Annotated in this window: 11 protein-coding genes, 1 other RNA gene and 2 pseudogenes; 6 read left to right on the top strand and 8 right to left on the bottom strand. The window is 58.6% G+C overall.

Annotated elements, in window-relative coordinates; genetic code table 11:
* Positions 1–25 precede the first annotated feature (25 nt).
* The 5 genes and pseudogenes from hmuV to ppsR form a co-directional block, all read right to left on the bottom strand.
* Positions 26–514, bottom strand: a pseudogene (gene hmuV, locus B498_RS14580) (hemin ABC transporter ATP-binding subunit); the annotation flags it as partial.
* Positions 481–1,551: pseudogene (locus B498_RS14585) on the bottom strand (TonB-dependent receptor plug domain-containing protein); the annotation flags it as partial. The pseudogenes hmuV and B498_RS14585, both read right to left, overlap by 34 nt.
* Before the next feature lie 72 nt (positions 1,552–1,623).
* Complete coding sequence (gene hemP, locus B498_RS0121310; protein ID WP_021241095.1) at positions 1,624–1,806, bottom strand: hemin uptake protein HemP; 183 nt, start codon at positions 1,804–1,806, stop codon at positions 1,624–1,626.
* A 198-nt stretch (positions 1,807–2,004) separates the two neighbouring features.
* Positions 2,005–3,051 (bottom strand): 3-deoxy-7-phosphoheptulonate synthase AroH, encoded by a 1,047-nt coding sequence (aroH, locus tag B498_RS14590; protein ID WP_008500645.1) that lies wholly within the window; start codon positions 3,049–3,051, stop codon positions 2,005–2,007.
* Positions 3,052–3,203: 152 nt separating this feature from the next.
* Positions 3,204–4,037, bottom strand: a complete 834-nt coding sequence (ppsR, locus tag B498_RS14595; RefSeq protein WP_008500644.1) for a posphoenolpyruvate synthetase regulatory kinase/phosphorylase PpsR — start codon at positions 4,035–4,037, stop codon at positions 3,204–3,206.
* Positions 4,038–4,372: 335 nt separating this feature from the next.
* Here ppsR and ppsA point away from each other — a divergent pair, with 335 nt between their 5' ends.
* The 3 genes from ppsA to B498_RS14610 all read left to right on the top strand — a co-directional run bounded on the left by ppsA (position 4,373) and on the right by B498_RS14610 (position 10,765).
* Positions 4,373–6,751 carry a phosphoenolpyruvate synthase gene (gene ppsA, locus B498_RS14600; RefSeq protein WP_008500643.1) on the top strand — a complete coding sequence of 793 codons (2,379 nt, stop codon included), beginning with the start codon at positions 4,373–4,375 and terminating at the stop codon, positions 6,749–6,751.
* Between the two features lie 234 nt (positions 6,752–6,985).
* Positions 6,986–8,386 (top strand): MFS transporter, encoded by a 1,401-nt coding sequence (locus B498_RS14605; RefSeq protein WP_008500642.1) that lies wholly within the window; start codon positions 6,986–6,988, stop codon positions 8,384–8,386.
* A 3-nt stretch (positions 8,387–8,389) separates the two neighbouring features.
* Positions 8,390–10,765 carry a glycoside hydrolase family 3 N-terminal domain-containing protein gene (locus B498_RS14610; protein ID WP_008500641.1) on the top strand — a complete coding sequence of 792 codons (2,376 nt, stop codon included), beginning with the start codon at positions 8,390–8,392 and terminating at the stop codon, positions 10,763–10,765.
* Positions 10,766–10,770: 5 nt separating this feature from the next.
* Here B498_RS14610 and rprA read toward each other — a convergent pair.
* Positions 10,771–10,878: antisense sRNA RprA (gene rprA / locus B498_RS22175), an RNA gene on the bottom strand.
* A gap of 207 nt (positions 10,879–11,085) precedes the next feature.
* The gene (ydiK, locus tag B498_RS14615) at positions 11,086–12,201 is read right to left on the bottom strand and encodes an AI-2E family transporter YdiK (RefSeq protein WP_008500640.1); all 1,116 of its coding nucleotides are present in this window, start codon (positions 12,199–12,201) and stop codon (positions 11,086–11,088) included.
* Between the two features lie 200 nt (positions 12,202–12,401).
* On the opposite strand from ydiK, the gene B498_RS14620 reads away from it, so the two are divergent.
* The 3 genes from B498_RS14620 (at position 12,402) to B498_RS14630 (ending at position 16,145) form a co-directional block, all read left to right on the top strand.
* Entirely contained in the window at positions 12,402–15,458 is a 3,057-nt protein-coding gene (locus B498_RS14620; RefSeq protein ID WP_008500639.1) for an FAD-binding and (Fe-S)-binding domain-containing protein, read from the top strand.
* Positions 15,455–15,865, top strand: a complete 411-nt coding sequence (menI, locus tag B498_RS14625) for a 1,4-dihydroxy-2-naphthoyl-CoA hydrolase (RefSeq protein ID WP_008500638.1) — start codon at positions 15,455–15,457, stop codon at positions 15,863–15,865. The genes B498_RS14620 and menI overlap by 4 nt, the downstream gene beginning before the upstream one ends.
* An 85-nt stretch (positions 15,866–15,950) precedes the next feature.
* Positions 15,951–16,145 (top strand): YdiH family protein, encoded by a 195-nt coding sequence (locus B498_RS14630; RefSeq protein WP_003857766.1) that lies wholly within the window; start codon positions 15,951–15,953, stop codon positions 16,143–16,145.
* 50 nt (positions 16,146–16,195) lie between these two features.
* Here the strand turns inward: B498_RS14630 and B498_RS14635 are convergent, their stop codons facing one another.
* The gene (locus B498_RS14635) at positions 16,196–16,825 is read right to left on the bottom strand and encodes a helix-turn-helix domain-containing protein (protein WP_008500637.1); all 630 of its coding nucleotides are present in this window, start codon (positions 16,823–16,825) and stop codon (positions 16,196–16,198) included.
* Positions 16,826–16,841: the final 16 nt, after the last annotated feature.

Genomic DNA, 16,841 nt, shown 5'->3' with positions numbered 1-16,841 from the left:
TCGGCGTCATCAGAATCCGGACCGGTCAGGGGGCGAGAAACACCTGCGGCACGGCGTGAGCCGGATGCCTGCCGACGTGAACCTGTGCGCCGTACCAGCGCGCCAGCGCATCGGCCTGCAACACGGTTTCCGGCTCTCCCTGGGACACGATCCTGCCGCTGTGCAGGAGCAGGATGCGATCCGCCCACAGCGCTGCCAGGTTGAGGTCGTGCAGCACCGCGCACACGTGCAGATGTCCCCGGCTGGTCAGGGATTTCAGCAGGCGCAGCAGATGCTGCTGGTGATAGAGATCCAGCGCGGACGTCGGTTCATCAAGAAACAGCCAGCCGCGCGGCGCACCGTCGCACCAGAGCTGAGCCAGCGCGCGGGCGAGCTGAACGCGCTGCTGCTCGCCGCCGGAGAGCGCGGCAAACTGCCTTCCCGCCAGCGGTAAACAGCCGGTGATGGCCATCACCTCCTCGATCACCGACGCTTCTGGCGTGCGGGTCCAGGGCGCACGCCCCATACCGACCATTCCCCACCGTAGGTCAGCAGATGTGCTGCTAAAGTGTCGCTGAACAGGCGGGTGCGGTTTTCCACCTTGCCGCCTTTGGTGGTCTGCTTGCGGAACTCACCGCTGTTGTCAATATTCTGGGCATTAATGCGCGCTTCGGACCAGTAGACCTTCGCGTCGGCGTTCAGCCAGTCGTTACCTTCCGGGGCGATGCGGTAGCCCACCTGCGCGTCACGCTGGATGGTGGAGCGATCGGTCATCGGGTTACTGCTGTCCGCCCCAGTGGTTTGCGGGTTTTTTGGTTCCTGAGCATCGTTGTTGTAGTAGCGCATGGCGCCGCTCAGGGTCTGGGCCGGGTCGATTTTCCAGCTGCCTTTCGCCAGCATGTTATTGATGGACTCGTCGTTAGGGGCGGTTGCTCCGTCGCTCTGGCGGATATCACCGCGATCCCGGCTGGACCAGGCCACCAGACCGTCCAGGGTGTCGGTGCGGCCATAGGCGCTGGCCCCCATCCCAAGACTGTGATCGCCTGTCGCCCCCGTACCAAACACACGATAACCGCTGTTTTTACCCGTTTCCAGCAGGTCTTTTGCATCGACGGTGTCATAGGAAATCACGCCGCCCAGCGCGCCGCTGCCGTACAGCAGGGCCGACGGGCCGCGAACCACTTCGATACGCTTAATCAGCGCCGGATCGAGGAACGTGCTGTTCAGGTGGCCGGTGTCGGTGCCCTGACGCACGCCGTCAACCAGCACCAGCACGCCGCGACGATCGTAGCCGCGCAGGTTCACGTCCTGCCCGTTGGTGCGCCCGGTGCCGTCCAGCATCAGGCCGGGAACGTTACGCAGCAGGTCGGCCGCCGAGCTGGCGGTTTGCTTCTCCGGCGCGCTGGCGTCAATCACGCTCACCATCATGGGGGCTTCAAAGGCGCTGCGGGCGTTGCCCGTGGCGGTGACGGTAATGTCATCTGTGGCAGCAAACGCCGCGCCCGGCAGGGTGCTGACAATCGCCAGCGCCAGAAGTGACGGGCGTAAAGACGCGGAAGGCAGGTGTGGCATAGCAACTCTCCATAAAGAATCGAAAGCGCTGGCTGCCTGGGGATCACCTGGGTGGCTGGCGAAGTTTTTGGTTTATTTTGTGAGGATCAGTTTTCCGGCATGGGTCTGGCGCAGCAGATAGCGCTGGCCGTCATGCTCGATAATGACCCGCCCCGCATCGCCGAGCAGGGTTTTGCTGTCAATCCGACGCTCGGTAGGGGCTGGTGCTGTGTCTGTTTTTGCTGGCGTTGCCGCGCTGTTATCCGTACGTGACATAATGTTTATAAATAACAATCAATGTAACAATGATAATCATTATCAATAAACTGCAAATTTACGGCAAGCGTTTTTGTGAAAAAAGGGTGAGAGGATCAATATTGTGCAATCAAAAGCCCGGTGGCGGCTTCGCCTTACCGGGCCTACAACGGCAAGAATCGTAGGCCGGGTAAGGCGAAGCCGCCCCCCGGCAGGATGTTAAAAGCGCGTGTCCACGGCTGCAGCCAGCTTCTCCAGCAGCAGCTCGCTGTCTTCCCAGCTCAGGCACGGGTCGGTGATCGACTGGCCGTACACCATCTGCTGGCCAGCAACGATTTTCTGCGTGCCTTCTTTGATAAAGCTCTCCGCCATAATCCCTGCAACGGCGGTTGAACCGCTGCGGATCTGCTGGCAGATCTCATCGCAGACGTCCAGCTGGCGGCGATGCTGCTTCTGGCAGTTGCCGTGGCTGAAGTCCACCACCAGATGTTCCGGCAGGTCGAATTCCGCCAGCGTTTCACAGGCCGCCGCAATATCTTGTGCATGATAATTGGGCTTCTTCCCGCCGCGCATAATGATATGCCCGTACGGGTTACCGCTGGTCTGGTAGATGGTCATGTGACCGCTCTTGTCCGGCGACAGGAACATGTGGCTGGCACGGGCCGCGCGGATGGCATCAACCGCAATACGCGTATTGCCATCGGTCCCGTTTTTAAAGCCGACCGGACAGGAGAGGGCGGAGGCCATCTCGCGGTGGATTTGGCTCTCGGTGGTGCGTGCGCCAATCGCGCCCCAGCTGATCAGATCGGCGATAAACTGCCCGGTCACCATATCAAGGAACTCGGTGGCGGTCGGCACGCCCAGCTCGTTGACCTGCAAAAGCAGCTTCCGCGCCAGCTCGATGCCGTGGTTCACGCGATAACTGCCGTTGAGGTCAGGGTCGGAAATCAGCCCTTTCCAGCCCACCACGGTACGTGGTTTTTCAAAGTAGGTTCGCATCACAATCTCAAGGCGGTGCTGATACTTATCCCGCAGGCCCTGAAGCCGTTTTGCATAATCCATCGCGGCATCCAGATCGTGGATGGAGCAGGGACCAATCACTACCAGAAGACGCTTGTCTTCACCATTGAGGATTTTTTCAATGCGGCGGCGGGAGGCCGTCACGTGTTCCGCAACGGCCGCGGAAACAGGATGCCGCTGGGCCAGTTCAGCCGGCGTGACCAGGCTGTCAATGCGCGCAGTGCGGAGTTCATCGGTTTTATTCATGGAATGTCTCAGAAAATTTTTGCTTCATCGGCAGACTACCGGGAAGTGATGGGCATCACCTTAAACCAATCCCTGCTGATTTCAAGTTCGGGGCGACATAGCCCCGTGGTTGCCGATGATGATACCTGAATCTGAGCTAATGTACTAGCATATTAGTACATGCGGCGATTAAGCCCCATGATGTCGAGAATTTTGGTTGCAATTTCTTCCACAGAGTAGTTGGTGCTGTTCAGCCACGGGATCTGATTTTTGCGGTACAGGGCTTCCACTTCGGAGACCTCCATCCGGCACTGGCGCATGGAGGCGTAGCGGCTGTTCTCGCGGCGCTCTTCGCGGATGGCGGCAAGGCGCTCCGGATTGATGGTCAGCCCGAACAGCTTGTGCTGCAGCGGCTTCAGGGCGGCGGGCAGCACCAGGTTATCCATATCGTCAGCGATGAACGGGTAGTTGGCGGCGCGAATGCCGAACTGCATCGCCAGGTAGAGGCTGGTCGGCGTTTTGCCGCAGCGCGACACGCCAAGCAGGATCACCTGCGCCTGGTCGAGATTACGCAGCGAGATGCCGTCGTCGTGCGCGAGGGTATAGTCAATGGCGGCGATACGCGCGTCGTACTTGGTCAGGTTGCCGGGGTTCAGCCCGTGGGTACGGTGGGCGATAGGCGTTGGGTCGAGCTTCAGCTCGCTTTGCAGCGGAGCCACCAGCGCCTGCACGATATCCTGGCAGAAGCCTTCACTCTGCAGAATGATGGCGCGAATCTCGGGGATCACAATGGAGTAGAACACCAGCGGGCGGACGCCGGTCTGCTGGTAAATGGCGTCGATCTGGTCCTTCACCGCTTTGGCGCGGCTCTCATTTTCCACAAACGGCAGCGTGATGCTGTTGATCGATACGGGAAACTGCGACATCACCGCGTGGCCCAGCACCTCGGCGGTGATCGCCGTACCATCAGAAATATAAAAAACGTGACGATCGACAGCACTATCCATTTTACCCACCCTGAATATCAGACGTAATTGTCTGAAAGCATAAATTAAAAAAGTAATTTACACAGCAAAGAACTTATCCTAATTATGAATGAAACGCTGTTTTTGATTTTCCTGAAAAGTGGATTTCATTTTTCAAATAGCGACTTTATTTTTGGGGTTTCTGGCTGAATATAGAGGAATCACCGGGTTAATCGTTGATGGGAAAGTATCCGAAAAGTTGAAAATTTAAATTGCTTACACGATTCACCGTTTTTTTAGCGGAAATAATTATGCCAGTATAAATACGTAGTCAGGTGTTTCTTACTCCGATCAAATATCACAAAAGGATTGTTTCGATGTCCAACAATGGCTCGTCACCGCTGGTGCTTTGGTATAACCAACTCGGCATGAATGATGTAGACAGAGTTGGGGGCAAAAATGCCTCCCTGGGTGAAATGATTACAAACCTGTCGGGTATGGGTGTCTCCGTACCGAACGGGTTTGCCACCACCGCCGATGCCTTTAACCTGTTTTTAGACCAGAGCGGTGTTAACCAGCGCATTTACGACCTGCTGGATAAAACGGATATTGATGACGTGACCGAGCTTGCCAAAGCCGGGGCGCAGATCCGCCAGTGGATCATCGACACACCTTTCCAGCCGGAACTGGAAAAAGCCATTCACGACGCGTACAACCAGCTCTCCGCTGACGACGCGCAGGCCTCCTTTGCCGTGCGCTCTTCAGCCACCGCAGAAGACATGCCGGACGCCTCGTTTGCCGGGCAGCAGGAAACCTTCCTGAACGTCCAGGGTTACGATGCGGTGCTGGTGGCGGTGAAGCACGTGTTTGCTTCCCTGTTCAACGACCGCGCCATCTCCTATCGCGTGCACCAGGGCTACGACCATCGCGGCGTGGCGCTCTCCGCTGGCGTACAGCGCATGGTGCGCTCGGACGTGGGCTCATCCGGCGTGATGTTCTCCATTGATACCGAATCCGGCTTCGACCAGGTGGTGTTCATCACCTCCGCGTGGGGGCTGGGTGAGATGGTCGTGCAGGGTGCGGTAAACCCTGACGAATTCTACGTTCACAAGCCTACGCTGGCCGCTGGCCGTCCGGCGGTGGTGCGCCGCACCATGGGCTCGAAAAAAATCCGCATGATCTATGCCCCGACCCAGGAGCATGGCAAGCAGGTCAAAATTGAAGATGTACCGCAGGAGCAGCGCGACCGCTTCTCCCTGACCGACGCCGAAGTGCAGGAGCTGGCGAAGCAGGCGGTGCAGATCGAAAAACACTACGGCCGTCCGATGGATATCGAATGGGCGAAAGACGGGAACACCGGCAAGCTGTTTATCGTGCAGGCGCGCCCGGAAACCGTTCGCTCACGCGGTCAGGTGATGGAGCGTTACACGCTGCACGCCCAGGGCAAAATCGTGGCGGAAGGCCGTGCTATCGGTCACCGCATCGGTGCCGGTCCGGTGAAGGTGATCCACGACATCAGCGAGATGAACCGCATTGAGCCCGGCGACGTGCTGGTGACCGACATGACCGACCCGGACTGGGAACCGATCATGAAGAAAGCGGCGGCTATCGTTACCAACCGCGGCGGCCGTACCTGCCACGCGGCGATCATCGCCCGCGAGCTGGGGATTCCTGCGGTTGTCGGCTGCGGTGATGCTACCGAGCGCATGAAGGACGGACAGAACGTGACCGTCTCCTGTGCCGAAGGCGATACCGGCTACGTGTATGCCGATATCCTCGACTTCAGCGTGAAGAGCTCCAGCGTGGATACCATGCCGGACCTGCCGCTGAAGATCATGATGAACGTCGGTAACCCGGACCGGGCGTTCGACTTCGCCTGCCTGCCGAACGAAGGCGTAGGCCTGGCGCGTCTGGAATTTATCATTAACCGTATGATCGGCGTTCACCCGCGTGCGCTGCTGGAGTTTGACGACCAGGAGCCGAAGCTGCAGAACGAAATCCGCGAGATGATGAAAGGCTACGACTCGCCGAAAGAGTTCTACGTCGGCCGTCTGACCGAAGGGATCGCGACGCTGGGTGCCGCTTTCTATCCGAAACGCGTGATTGTGCGCCTGTCTGACTTTAAGTCTAACGAATACGCCAACCTGGTGGGCGGCGAGCGCTACGAGCCGGAAGAAGAGAACCCGATGCTGGGCTTCCGCGGGGCCGGACGCTACGTGTCCGACAGCTTCCGCGACTGCTTCGCGCTGGAGTGTGAGGCGGTGAAGCGCGTGCGCAACGACATGGGGCTGACCAACGTCGAAATCATGATCCCGTTCGTGCGTACCGTCGATCAGGCGAAAGCGGTTGTTGACGAGCTGGCGCGTCAGGGTCTGAAGCGCGGCGAGAACGGGCTGAAGATCATCATGATGTGCGAAATCCCGTCCAACGCCCTGCTGGCCGAGCAGTTCCTGGAGCACTTCGACGGCTTCTCTATCGGCTCGAATGACATGACGCAGCTGACGCTGGGTCTGGACCGCGACTCCGGCGTGGTCTCCGAGCTGTTCGACGAGCGCAACGAGGCGGTCAAAGCATTGCTCTCCCTGTCCATCCGCGCGGCGAAGAAGCAGGGCAAATACGTCGGGATTTGTGGTCAGGGGCCATCCGACCATGAAGACTTTGCCGCCTGGCTCATGGAGGAGGGGATCGATAGCCTGTCCCTGAACCCGGACACCGTGGTGCAAACCTGGCTGAGCCTGGCGGAACTGAACAAGTAACGCCACGCTGACCCGAAAAGGCGAGGATATTATTCCTCGCCTTTTTTATTTCCGCCCGAATATGCTCCCCATCACAAATAAAGTAAAAAACTAAATATCATAATTTGCCTGTCAATTTAGACAATTGTTAGCGCGCAAACCGTTGCTAATACTTGAGCCTTACATGCGCATTTCCCTTCAGATGATGCGCAACTGGTTGAAATACGTTTTAACCTGATAAAAAGGCAAATAACAATGACACTCTCCTCTGTATTGCGTACCAAAGATAAAATAGGTTATGGCTTAGGTGATATGGCCAGCGCGCTGGTCTGGCAAACGGCAACGTTATTTCTCGCCTATTTCTATACGGACGTTTTTGGGCTGCCCGCCGCAATCATGGGCACCATGTTTTTAGTGGTGCGCGTGGTCGATGCGTTTGTCGACCCGTGCATTGGCGCGCTGGTGGATCGCACTCAAACGCGCCACGGCCGTTTCCGTCCCTGGCTGCTGTGGTTTGCCATTCCGTTTGGCGTAAGCTGCCTCATCACCTTCTATGTACCGGACGTGGGGCCGACGGCGAAAATCGTTTATGCCTGCCTGACCTACGCGATCTTAAGCCTGATTTACTCCGCGATTAACGTGCCTTACTGCGCTATGCCCGGTGCGCTGACGCTGGATCCCCGCGAGCGTCACTCCCTGCAGTCGTGGCGCTTTGGCCTGTCGTTTATCGGCGGATTGATTGTGACGGTGATTGCCCTGCCGCTGGTCTCACTGTTAGGTCAGGGCAACGTGCAGAAAGGCTATTTCTACGCCATGAGCCTGATGGGGCTGCTGGGCATTGTGCTGTTTTTCTGCTGCTTCCTGATGACCCGCGAGCGTTATTCTCCGCGCAGTGATACTTCCGGCTCGATGCTCACCGATTTAAAACTGCTGGCCGGAAACAGCCAGTGGCGCATTGTGTTCCTGTTTAATATTTTGCTGTTAACGGCGGTGGTAACGCGCGGTTCCGCCACGATGTATTACGTGAACTACGTGCTGTTGCGCCCGGAGCTGGTTTTTGCCTTTATTGTTTCCGGAATGGTCGCCTCCTTAAGCGGCGCACTATTATCTGAACGGCTGCTGGGGAAATTTGACCGCGTCCGCGCCTACCAGTGGACCATTATTTCCTTCGTCATTTTCGGGGCGCTGATTTTCTTCCTGCCGCCTTCGCAGGTGTGGCTGATTTTTGGCCTCAACATTGTCTTTAGCTTTGTGCAAAACCTCACCACGCCGCTGCAGTGGACCATGTTCTCCGATGTGGTCGACTACGAAGAGCATCGCAGCGGCCGCCGCCTGGACGGGCTGGTTTTCTCTACCGCGCTGTTTGCCATCAAATTTGGGCTGGCGCTGGGTGGGGCGGTCGTCGGCTGGGTGCTTGGCATGGTGGATTACGCCCCGGGACAGGCAGCCCAGGTGCCGCACGTGCTCTCTACGATCAACGCCCTGTTCACCCTTATCCCTTGCGCGCTGTTCCTCTGCATGGTCGCGCTGCTTTCAATCTACAAGCTTAACAGCCGGCTGGTGGATTCCATCGCCCGGGAGCTGGCCAGCAAGCGTGAAGTGAGACCCGAAGCAGGGCCGCTCAGCCCGGCAACCCCTTCCGCACTACAGGAGTAAAACATGACAGCTATCTATAAGGACGCGGGACGTCCCGTGCACGAGCGCGTCGCCGATTTACTGGCGCGTATGACCCCGGAAGAGAAGTTCGCCCAGATGCATGCGTACTGGCTGATCCTCGATGAAAACGGCAACCACCGCGAGCGCAGCGATCTGAGCGACGAATTCGCCGGCGTGAGCGAGCAGGCTGCACTGAGCGAACGGCTGAAGCTGGGCGTCGGGCAGATCACCCGTCCGCTGGGTACCCATATCGTTGACGCGAAAAACGGCGTGCGCGCCGCTAACCGCCTGCAGCGCTTGATGATGGAGGAGACGCGACTCGGCATTCCGGCCCTGTTCCATGAAGAGTGCCTGGTGGGGCTGCTGTGCAAAGACGCCACGCTGTTCCCGTCGTCGCTGAACTACGGTTCGAGCTGGGATCCGGAGCTGGTGCAGCGCGCGGCAGAGCAGATTGGCAAAGAGGCGCGATCCGTCGGCTGCCAGCAGGGGCTGGCGCCGGTGCTGGACGTTTCCCGCGACGTGCGCTGGGGGCGAACCGAAGAGACCTTCGGGGAAGATCCCTGGCTGGTGGGCGTGATGGCGACCGCCTACGTGAAGGGCTTACAGGGCGATAAGCGCGACCTGCTGGCGACGCTCAAGCACTACGTGGGCCACTCGTTCAGCGAAGGGGCGCGCAACCATGCGCCGGTACATCTGGGCTTTAGCGAACTGAACGACACCTTCCTGCTGCCGTTTGAAATGGCGGTGAAGCTGGCAAACGCCGGTTCGGTCATGCCCGCCTACCACGATATCGACAATCAGCCGGGGCACAGCGATAGCTTCCTGCTGACCACCGTCCTGCGCGAACAGTGGGGCTTCGACGGCATTATTGTGGCGGACTACGGCGGCGTCAGCCTGCTGCACCAGCATCACGGCATTTCCCACGATGCGGCCGAATCCGCCGCGCTGGCCTTCAACGCCGGGCTGGACGTTGAGCTGCCGAAAGATGACTGCGCGCGGCATCTGTCAGACGCCGTTGAGCGCGGGCTGATCTCTATGGCGAAAGTGGATGAGATTGTGGGCCGTGTGCTGACCGAAAAATTCCGTCTCGGCCTGTTTGAGAACCCGTATGCCGATGAAAACGGCATCGATCTGCAAAATGACACCACCCGACAGGTTGCGCGGGAGGTGGCGACGAAATCGGTCACGCTGCTGGAAAACAACGGCATTCTGCCGCTGAATGGTAAACCCCGCGTGGCGCTGGTGGGGCCGACGGCAGACGATCCGCTGGCGTTGCTCAGCGGCTACAGCTTTCCGGTGCATCTGATCATCAGCGATATGGTGGAGGAGACCTCGCAGGTGACGACCCCGCGCGCGGCGCTGGAACACTACCTCGGCGCGTCTCAGGTCCGTTACGCCAAAGGGTGTCACATCATCGAGAAACGGATGGCGGGTGCGCCGGTCTTCCCGGGCGACAGCGGCGGTAAACCGATGCAGCAGTCGCCGGTCTCGCAAAGCACCGCGCTGATCCCCGAGGCCGTGAAGGCGGCGCAGGAGAGTGACGTGGTGGTGGCCTGCGTGGGCGATCTCGCCGGGCTGTTCCAGAGCGGTACCGTGGGGGAAGGTTCCGACACCGATTCCCTGAACCTGCCGGGCGTGCAGCAGCAGCTGCTGGAGGCGCTGGTGGCGACGGGCAAACCGGTGATTGTCGTGATGACCGGCGGGCGTCCTTACACTCTTCAGGGCCTGGAGGACAAGGTGGCCGCGCTGATCGTGGCCTGGGCACCGGGGCAGGAAGGGGGCTGGGCCATTGCGGACGTGTTAACGGGACGTGCAGAGCCGCAGGGGCGTCTGGTGGTGAGCGTGCCGAAAAGCGCCGGGGCCATGCCGTATTACTACAATCACAAGCTCAAAAGCGGGGGCACGCCGTTTGCGTTCCACTTCGGTTCACGTTATCCGTTTGGCTTCGGCCTCGGCTGGACGACGTTTCGCTGGAATGCTGCCCGCGTCGCTGCAAGCAGCGTGCCGGTCGACGGCGAGGTGACGCTGAGCGTGGATATTACCAATACCGGAGAGCGCAGCGGCAGCGAGGTGGTGCAGGTTTACGTCAGGGATAAGGTCGCCACCCAGGTACGTCCGCTTCAGGAGCTGAAGGCCTTCCAGCGCGTCACGCTCTCGCCGGGCGAAACCGCCACGCTCAGCTTTACGCTGCCGGTGGAGATGTTCAACTTCACCCGTCGCGACGGGAAACGCATTGTTGAGCCGGGCGAGTTTGAACTGCAGGTTGGCGCATCGTCGGCGGATATCCGCCAGGTGGTGACGGTCAATGTGACCGGGGAAACGCGGGTGCTGCCTGCCGAGTGGCGGATGCTCAGTACCTGTGAGGTTACGCGCGCGTAGTCAGGATAAAAAAAAGCCCATCGTGGGAGATGGGCAAAGACTACACACAGCAATTCGTTGTTTCACTCAGGGGATTTCCATGCTTATAAATCAAGGTGTTGATTTATAACCGTGTGCTAATAGTAGGCATGTCCGCTTTTAGCGTCGATCGGATTCGTCTCAATAGTTAAAGAGATATAAAGAATTCTTGAGGTTATGAGCAGATTGAGTGCAGAAATTGCGGGTCTGACCAGTGTGCAACGAATAAATACTTTAGCAGCGTTAAAGTATTGGGTGGGGGAATGTAGGCCGGGTAAGCGTTAGCGCCACCCGGCAAAAACTTAATGCGTGTTCTTCTCTTCCAGCTCTTCCAGTTCGCTCAAAATCACGTCCGGGTCGGTTCCCGGCGGCGGAATTTCATGCACCCAGGCGGAGAACAGACGCCAGGTAACGGCGAGCAGCACCGGGCCGATAAACAGGCCAATCATGCCGAAGGCAATCAAGCCGCCAATCACCCCGGAGAGGATCAGGATCAGCGGCAGGTCGGCACCCATACGGATGAGAATCGGGCGAATGACGTTATCCATGGTGCCGACCACGCAGCTCCAGATCAGCAGCACCGTTCCCCATGTGGTATCTCCCGTCCAGTAGAGCCAGATAATGCAGGGCACCAGCACCAGCAGCGGCCCCAGTTGTGCAAGACAGGTCATCAGCATGACAACGGTGAATATCGTGGCATACGGTACGCCGGAAATCGCCAGACCAATACCGCCCAGCACCGCCTGCACCAGCGCGGTGACCACCACGCCCAGCGCCACCGCGCGTACGGCCTGCGCCGCCAGCAGTACCGCAGCGTCACCACGTTTGCCCGCCAGGCGGGTGGCAAAGTGACGAACGCCCAAAGCCACCTGCTCACCGCGCCAGTAAAGCAGGGCGCTGAAGAGCAGCATCAGGGTACAGTGCATCATAAAGCGGCCAATATGCGCCGCCTGACCCACAAACCAGGTGGTGGTGGTGCCAATATACGGGCGCACTTTTGCCATCAGCGCGCTGCCGCCCATCTCCAGCAGGCTGTGCCAGCCGCTGTAGAGCTTGGCGCCCACGACCGGAATGCTGTTCAGCCAGGCGAGATCCGGCAGCGTGAGATCGCCGCTGGTCACGGCGCGGATCACCGGGCCGCTGGAGTCGACGAGACTGTTTACCAGCAGCGCAATGGGAATAATAAACAGCAGGAATAGCAGCAGCGTCATGACCAGCACCGCTAACCCGCGGCGGCCGAACAGCAGCTTCTGCAAGCGCAGCAGCAGAGGCCACGTGGCAACGACAACGGTCGCGGCCCAGGCGAAGCCAAGAATAAAGGGTTGAACAATCCACAGACACGCAATGATCATGAGGGCCAGGAACAGCACCGACAGCAAAATTTGCGCAACATCCCTGGGCTGGCGAAGATTGACCATAAATGAAACTTTCCTTAAAAGAACGCCAGCGCGGCTGGCGGGAACGGAAAACCGCATCTCTTTAATCATTAATGATCTCAGCGGTTTTTGACAGGCGGATTTTGCCCGTAATTCTACGAAGCACATAAGAAAAAAATGTGATAAAACTTTCCGGACACAACGCAAACGATTTCACATTACTCTAATTAGGGTCGACAGTCATGATCCCACAGATTTCTCAGGCACCCGGCGTCGTTCAGCTGGTGCTTAATTTTTTGCAGGCACTGGAGCAACAGGGTTTTACAGGTGATACCGCCACGAACTATGCCGACAGGCTGACGATGGCAACCGATAACAGTATTTACCAGCTTCTTCCCGATGCCGTCGTTTTCCCTCGTTCTACGGCCGACGTGGCGCTGATTGCCCGGCTCGCCACGCAGGAGCGCTTTGCCTCGCTGGTCTTTACGCCGCGCGGCGGCGGCACCGGGACCAACGGTCAGGCGCTGAACCAGGGCATTATTGTTGATATGTCGCGCTATATGAACCGCATCATTGAGATCAACCCGGAAGAGGGGTGGGTGCGGGTCGAAGCGGGCGTTATCAAAGATCAGCTTAACCAGTACCTCAAGCCTTACGGCTACTTTTTTGCCCCGGAACTTTCCACCAGTAACCGCGCGACCCTCGGCGGGATGATCAACACGGATGCCTCCGGTCAGGGCTCGCTGGTCTACGGCAAAACCTCCGATCACGTGCTGGGCGTGCGTGCGGTTCTGCTGGGCGGCGATATTCTCGATACGCAGCCGATGCCGGTCGAACTGGCGGAAACGCTGGGGAAAGATAACACCGCCAGCGGACGCATCTACCGTACCGTGCTGGAGCGCTGCCGCGACAACCGCCAGCTTATTCTCGACAAATTCCCCAAACTGAACCGCTTCTTAACGGGCTACGACCTGCGCCACGTCTTTAATGACGACCTGACCCAGTTCGATTTAACCCGCGTGCTCACCGGTTCCGAAGGGACGCTGGCGTTTATCACCGAGGCGCGGCTGGATATCACCCGCCTGCCGAAGGTGCGTCGTCTGGTGAACGTCAAATATGACTCTTTCGACTCCGCGCTGCGCAATGCGCCGTTTATGGTGGAGGCGAAAGCGCTGTCGGTTGAGACGGTCGACTCCAAAGTGCTCAACCTGGCCCGGGAAGATATTGTCTGGCACTCCGTCAGCGATCTCATTACCGACGTGCCGGACAAAGAGATGCTCGGTCTTAACATCGTGGAATTTGCTGGCGACGACGCGGCGCTGATTGAGAGCCAGGTCACCACGCTCTGCCAGCGACTGGATGAGCTGATTTCGCAGGGCGAAGGCGGCGTGATCGGCTGGCAACTCTGTAACGATCTGGCCGGGATTGAGCGTATCTATGCGATGCGTAAAAAAGCCGTGGGTCTGCTCGGCAATGCGAAAGGGGCCGCGAAGCCCATTCCTTTTGCCGAAGATACCTGCGTGCCGCCTGAGCATCTGGCGGATTATATCGTCGAGTTTCGCGCCCTGCTGGATAGCCACGGCCTGAGCTACGGCATGTTCGGCCACGTCGATGCCGGGGTGCTGCACGTGCGTCCGGCGCTGGATATGTGCGACCCGCAGCAGGAGATCCTGATGAAGCAGATCTCCGACGACGTGGTGGCCTTAACCGCTAAATACGGCGGTCTGCTTTGGGGCGAGCACGGGAAAGGGTTCCGCGCAGAATACAGCCCGGCGTTCTTCGGCGAACAGCTCTATGCGGAGCTGCGCAAGGTGAAAGCCGCTTTCGACCCGCATAACCGCCTCAACCCGGGTAAAATCTGCCCGCCAGAAGGCGTGGACGCCCCCATGCTGCAGGTGGATGCCGTCAAGCGCGGCACCTACGACAGACAGATCCCGATTGCGGTGCGCTCCTCCTGGCGCGGCGCGATGGAGTGCAACGGCAACGGCCTGTGCTTTAACTTTGACGTGAAAAGCCCGATGTGCCCGTCGATGAAAATCACCAGCAACCGCATTCATTCGCCGAAAGGGAGGGCGACGCTGGTGCGCGAGTGGCTGCGTCTGCTGGCGGACCGCGGCGTCGATCCGCTCAGGCTGGAGCAGGAGCTGCCGGATAAACGGGCCAGCCTGCGCTCGCTGATTGAGCGCACCCGCAACAGCTGGCATGCCAACAAGGGCGAGTATGATTTCTCCCATGAGGTGAAAGAGGCGATGTCCGGCTGTCTGGCCTGTAAAGCCTGCTCTACCCAGTGCCCGATTAAAATCGACGTCCCGGAATTCCGCTCGCGCTTCCTGCAGCTTTACCACACGCGCTATCTGCGTCCGGTGCGCGACCATCTGGTGGCGACGGTAGAGAGCTATGCGCCGCTGATGGCGCGCGCGCCGAAGACCTTCAACTTCTTTATCAACCAGCCGCTGGTGCGCAAGCTTTCCGAAAAGCATATCGGCATGGTCGATCTGCCGCTGCTGTCGGTGCCGTCTCTGCAGCGCCAGCTCGTCGGGCATCGTTCGGCGAACATGACCCTGGAGCAGCTGGAGGCGCTCACGCCCGAGCAAAAAGCGAAGGTGGTGCTGGTGGTGCAGGATCCGTTTACCAGCTATTACGATGCCCAGGTGGTTGCGGACTTCATCCGCCTGTCTGAAAAGCTGGGCTATCAGCCGGTTGTGCTGCCGTTCTCGCCCAACGGCAAGGCGCAGCACATTAAAGGCTTCCTGACGCGCTTTGCGAAGACCGCGCAGAAAACATCTGACTTCTTAAACCGCGTGGCGCAACTCGGGATACCGATGGTCGGCGTCGACCCGGCGCTGGTGCTGTGCTACCGCGATGAATACAGGCAGACGCTGGGCGATAAGCGCGGTGATTTCCACGTCATGCTGGTGCACGAGTGGCTGCCGACGGCCCTGGAAGACAAAGCGGTTCAGGACGTCAGCGGTGAGCCGTGGTACCTGTTCGGACACTGCACGGAAGTCACCGCGCTGCCTGGCGCCCCCGCGCAGTGGGCGTCCGTCTTTGCCCGCTTCGGCGCGAAGCTGGAGAGCGTTAGCGTGGGCTGCTGCGGCATGGCCGGCACGTACGGACACGAAGTGAAAAACCACGCCAACTCGCTCGGCATTTATGAGCTGTCCTGGCATCAGGCGATGCAGCGCTTGCCGCGAAACCGCTGTCTGGCGACGGGATACTCCTGCCGCAGCCAGGTGAAACGGGTAGAGGGTAACGGCGTACGCCACCCATTGCAGGCTTTACTGGAGATAATTGGATGATCTGGAAACGTGCCGTGACGCTGCAGGCGCTGAACGCCATGGGCGAGGGGAATATGGTGGGGCTGCTGGATATCCAGTTCACCCGCATTGGCGACGATGACATTGAGGCCACCATGCCTGTCGATCATCGCACCCACCAGCCGTTTGGTTTATTGCACGGCGGGGCGTCCGTCGTGCTGGCCGAAACCCTGGGCTCGGTGGCGGGGTATCTCTGTACCGAAGGGGAACAGAAGGTGGTCGGACTCGAGGTGAATGCTAATCATATCCGCTCGGTACGCAGCGGGCGCGTGCGCGGCGTGTGCCGCGCGCTGCACGCCGGTAGTCGCCACCAGGTGTGGCAGATTGACATTCTCGACGAGCAGGATCGCCTGTGCTGCTCTTCAAGGTTGACGACAGCGGTCGTGTAAAGTTTTCAGATGTTTTGCCTTTGGTCAAAAACTAGCCAGCGGGTTGTGATATACTGGTCAGGTTTTGTACATAAGCGAGGACATCATGGATACTGAAATAACCCCAACACAGCTGGCAATTGAATATTTACGTCGCGATAAGAGCAATCTGTCCCCGGCGCAGTACCTGAAAAAGCTGAAACAGCTTGAGCTGGAATTTACAGATTTGCTGGCGCTCTCTTCGAATGAGCTGAAAGAAGAGATCTATTTTGCCTGGCGGTTGGGCGTTCACGTCCATTGAGAGAGTAATGTTGAAAAGGCCGCAACTGCGGCCTTTTTTGTGCCTGAGATTCAGTATTTAGCGGGGAGCTTGTTGATTTTGATAAGCCTGCCTTCTTCCATTTCGATAAATCCGCCGGTTTTCAAATCCGCCAGAATGCGCATCACGCCGCTGCGGGAGAGGTGGGTTTTCTCCCTGATATACTTTTCCGCCGTCACGCTGAGCCGATAACCCTCCTCTTCCTCCGTCAGCTTCATTAACTGCTGGCGAATCATCTCATACGCCGTCGGCGCGCCCTGCGGCATCACGTTGTTATAGAGACGGCTATACATATACATGAGCTGTTGAGAGAGCAGTCCCCAAAGCGCCTTCTCTTTAATAATGGCATTCACCCTTTCTGTGGTGATCGTCCCGATCAGGCACGGGCTGACGGTCTTAAGATAATCACTAAAATAGATATCAGTGAGGTTAGCGAGGCCGAAAACAGCAGGGCTACGGGCCGTAGACAGCATCATGTTATCGCTTCTTCTGTAGACGGCGATGGTTCCTTCAAGAATTAAATAGCACATGCCCTGACCATTGACCTGCAGGTCCAGCCGCTCGCCGCGGGCGGTATGTCGCGTTGTGCAATCAGGTAACAGGTGTGAAATAAGCGCTTGCGCGTGGGGAGAACCCCGTTGAGACTTTTCTGGAAGGGACATGGTTGCCGACAGCCTT

It is taken from the genome of Enterobacter sp. SST3 (assembly GCF_000286655.1).
Lineage (GTDB): Bacteria > Pseudomonadota > Gammaproteobacteria > Enterobacterales > Enterobacteriaceae > Enterobacter > Enterobacter roggenkampii.
This window is presented reverse-complemented; position numbering and strand designations above follow the sequence as displayed.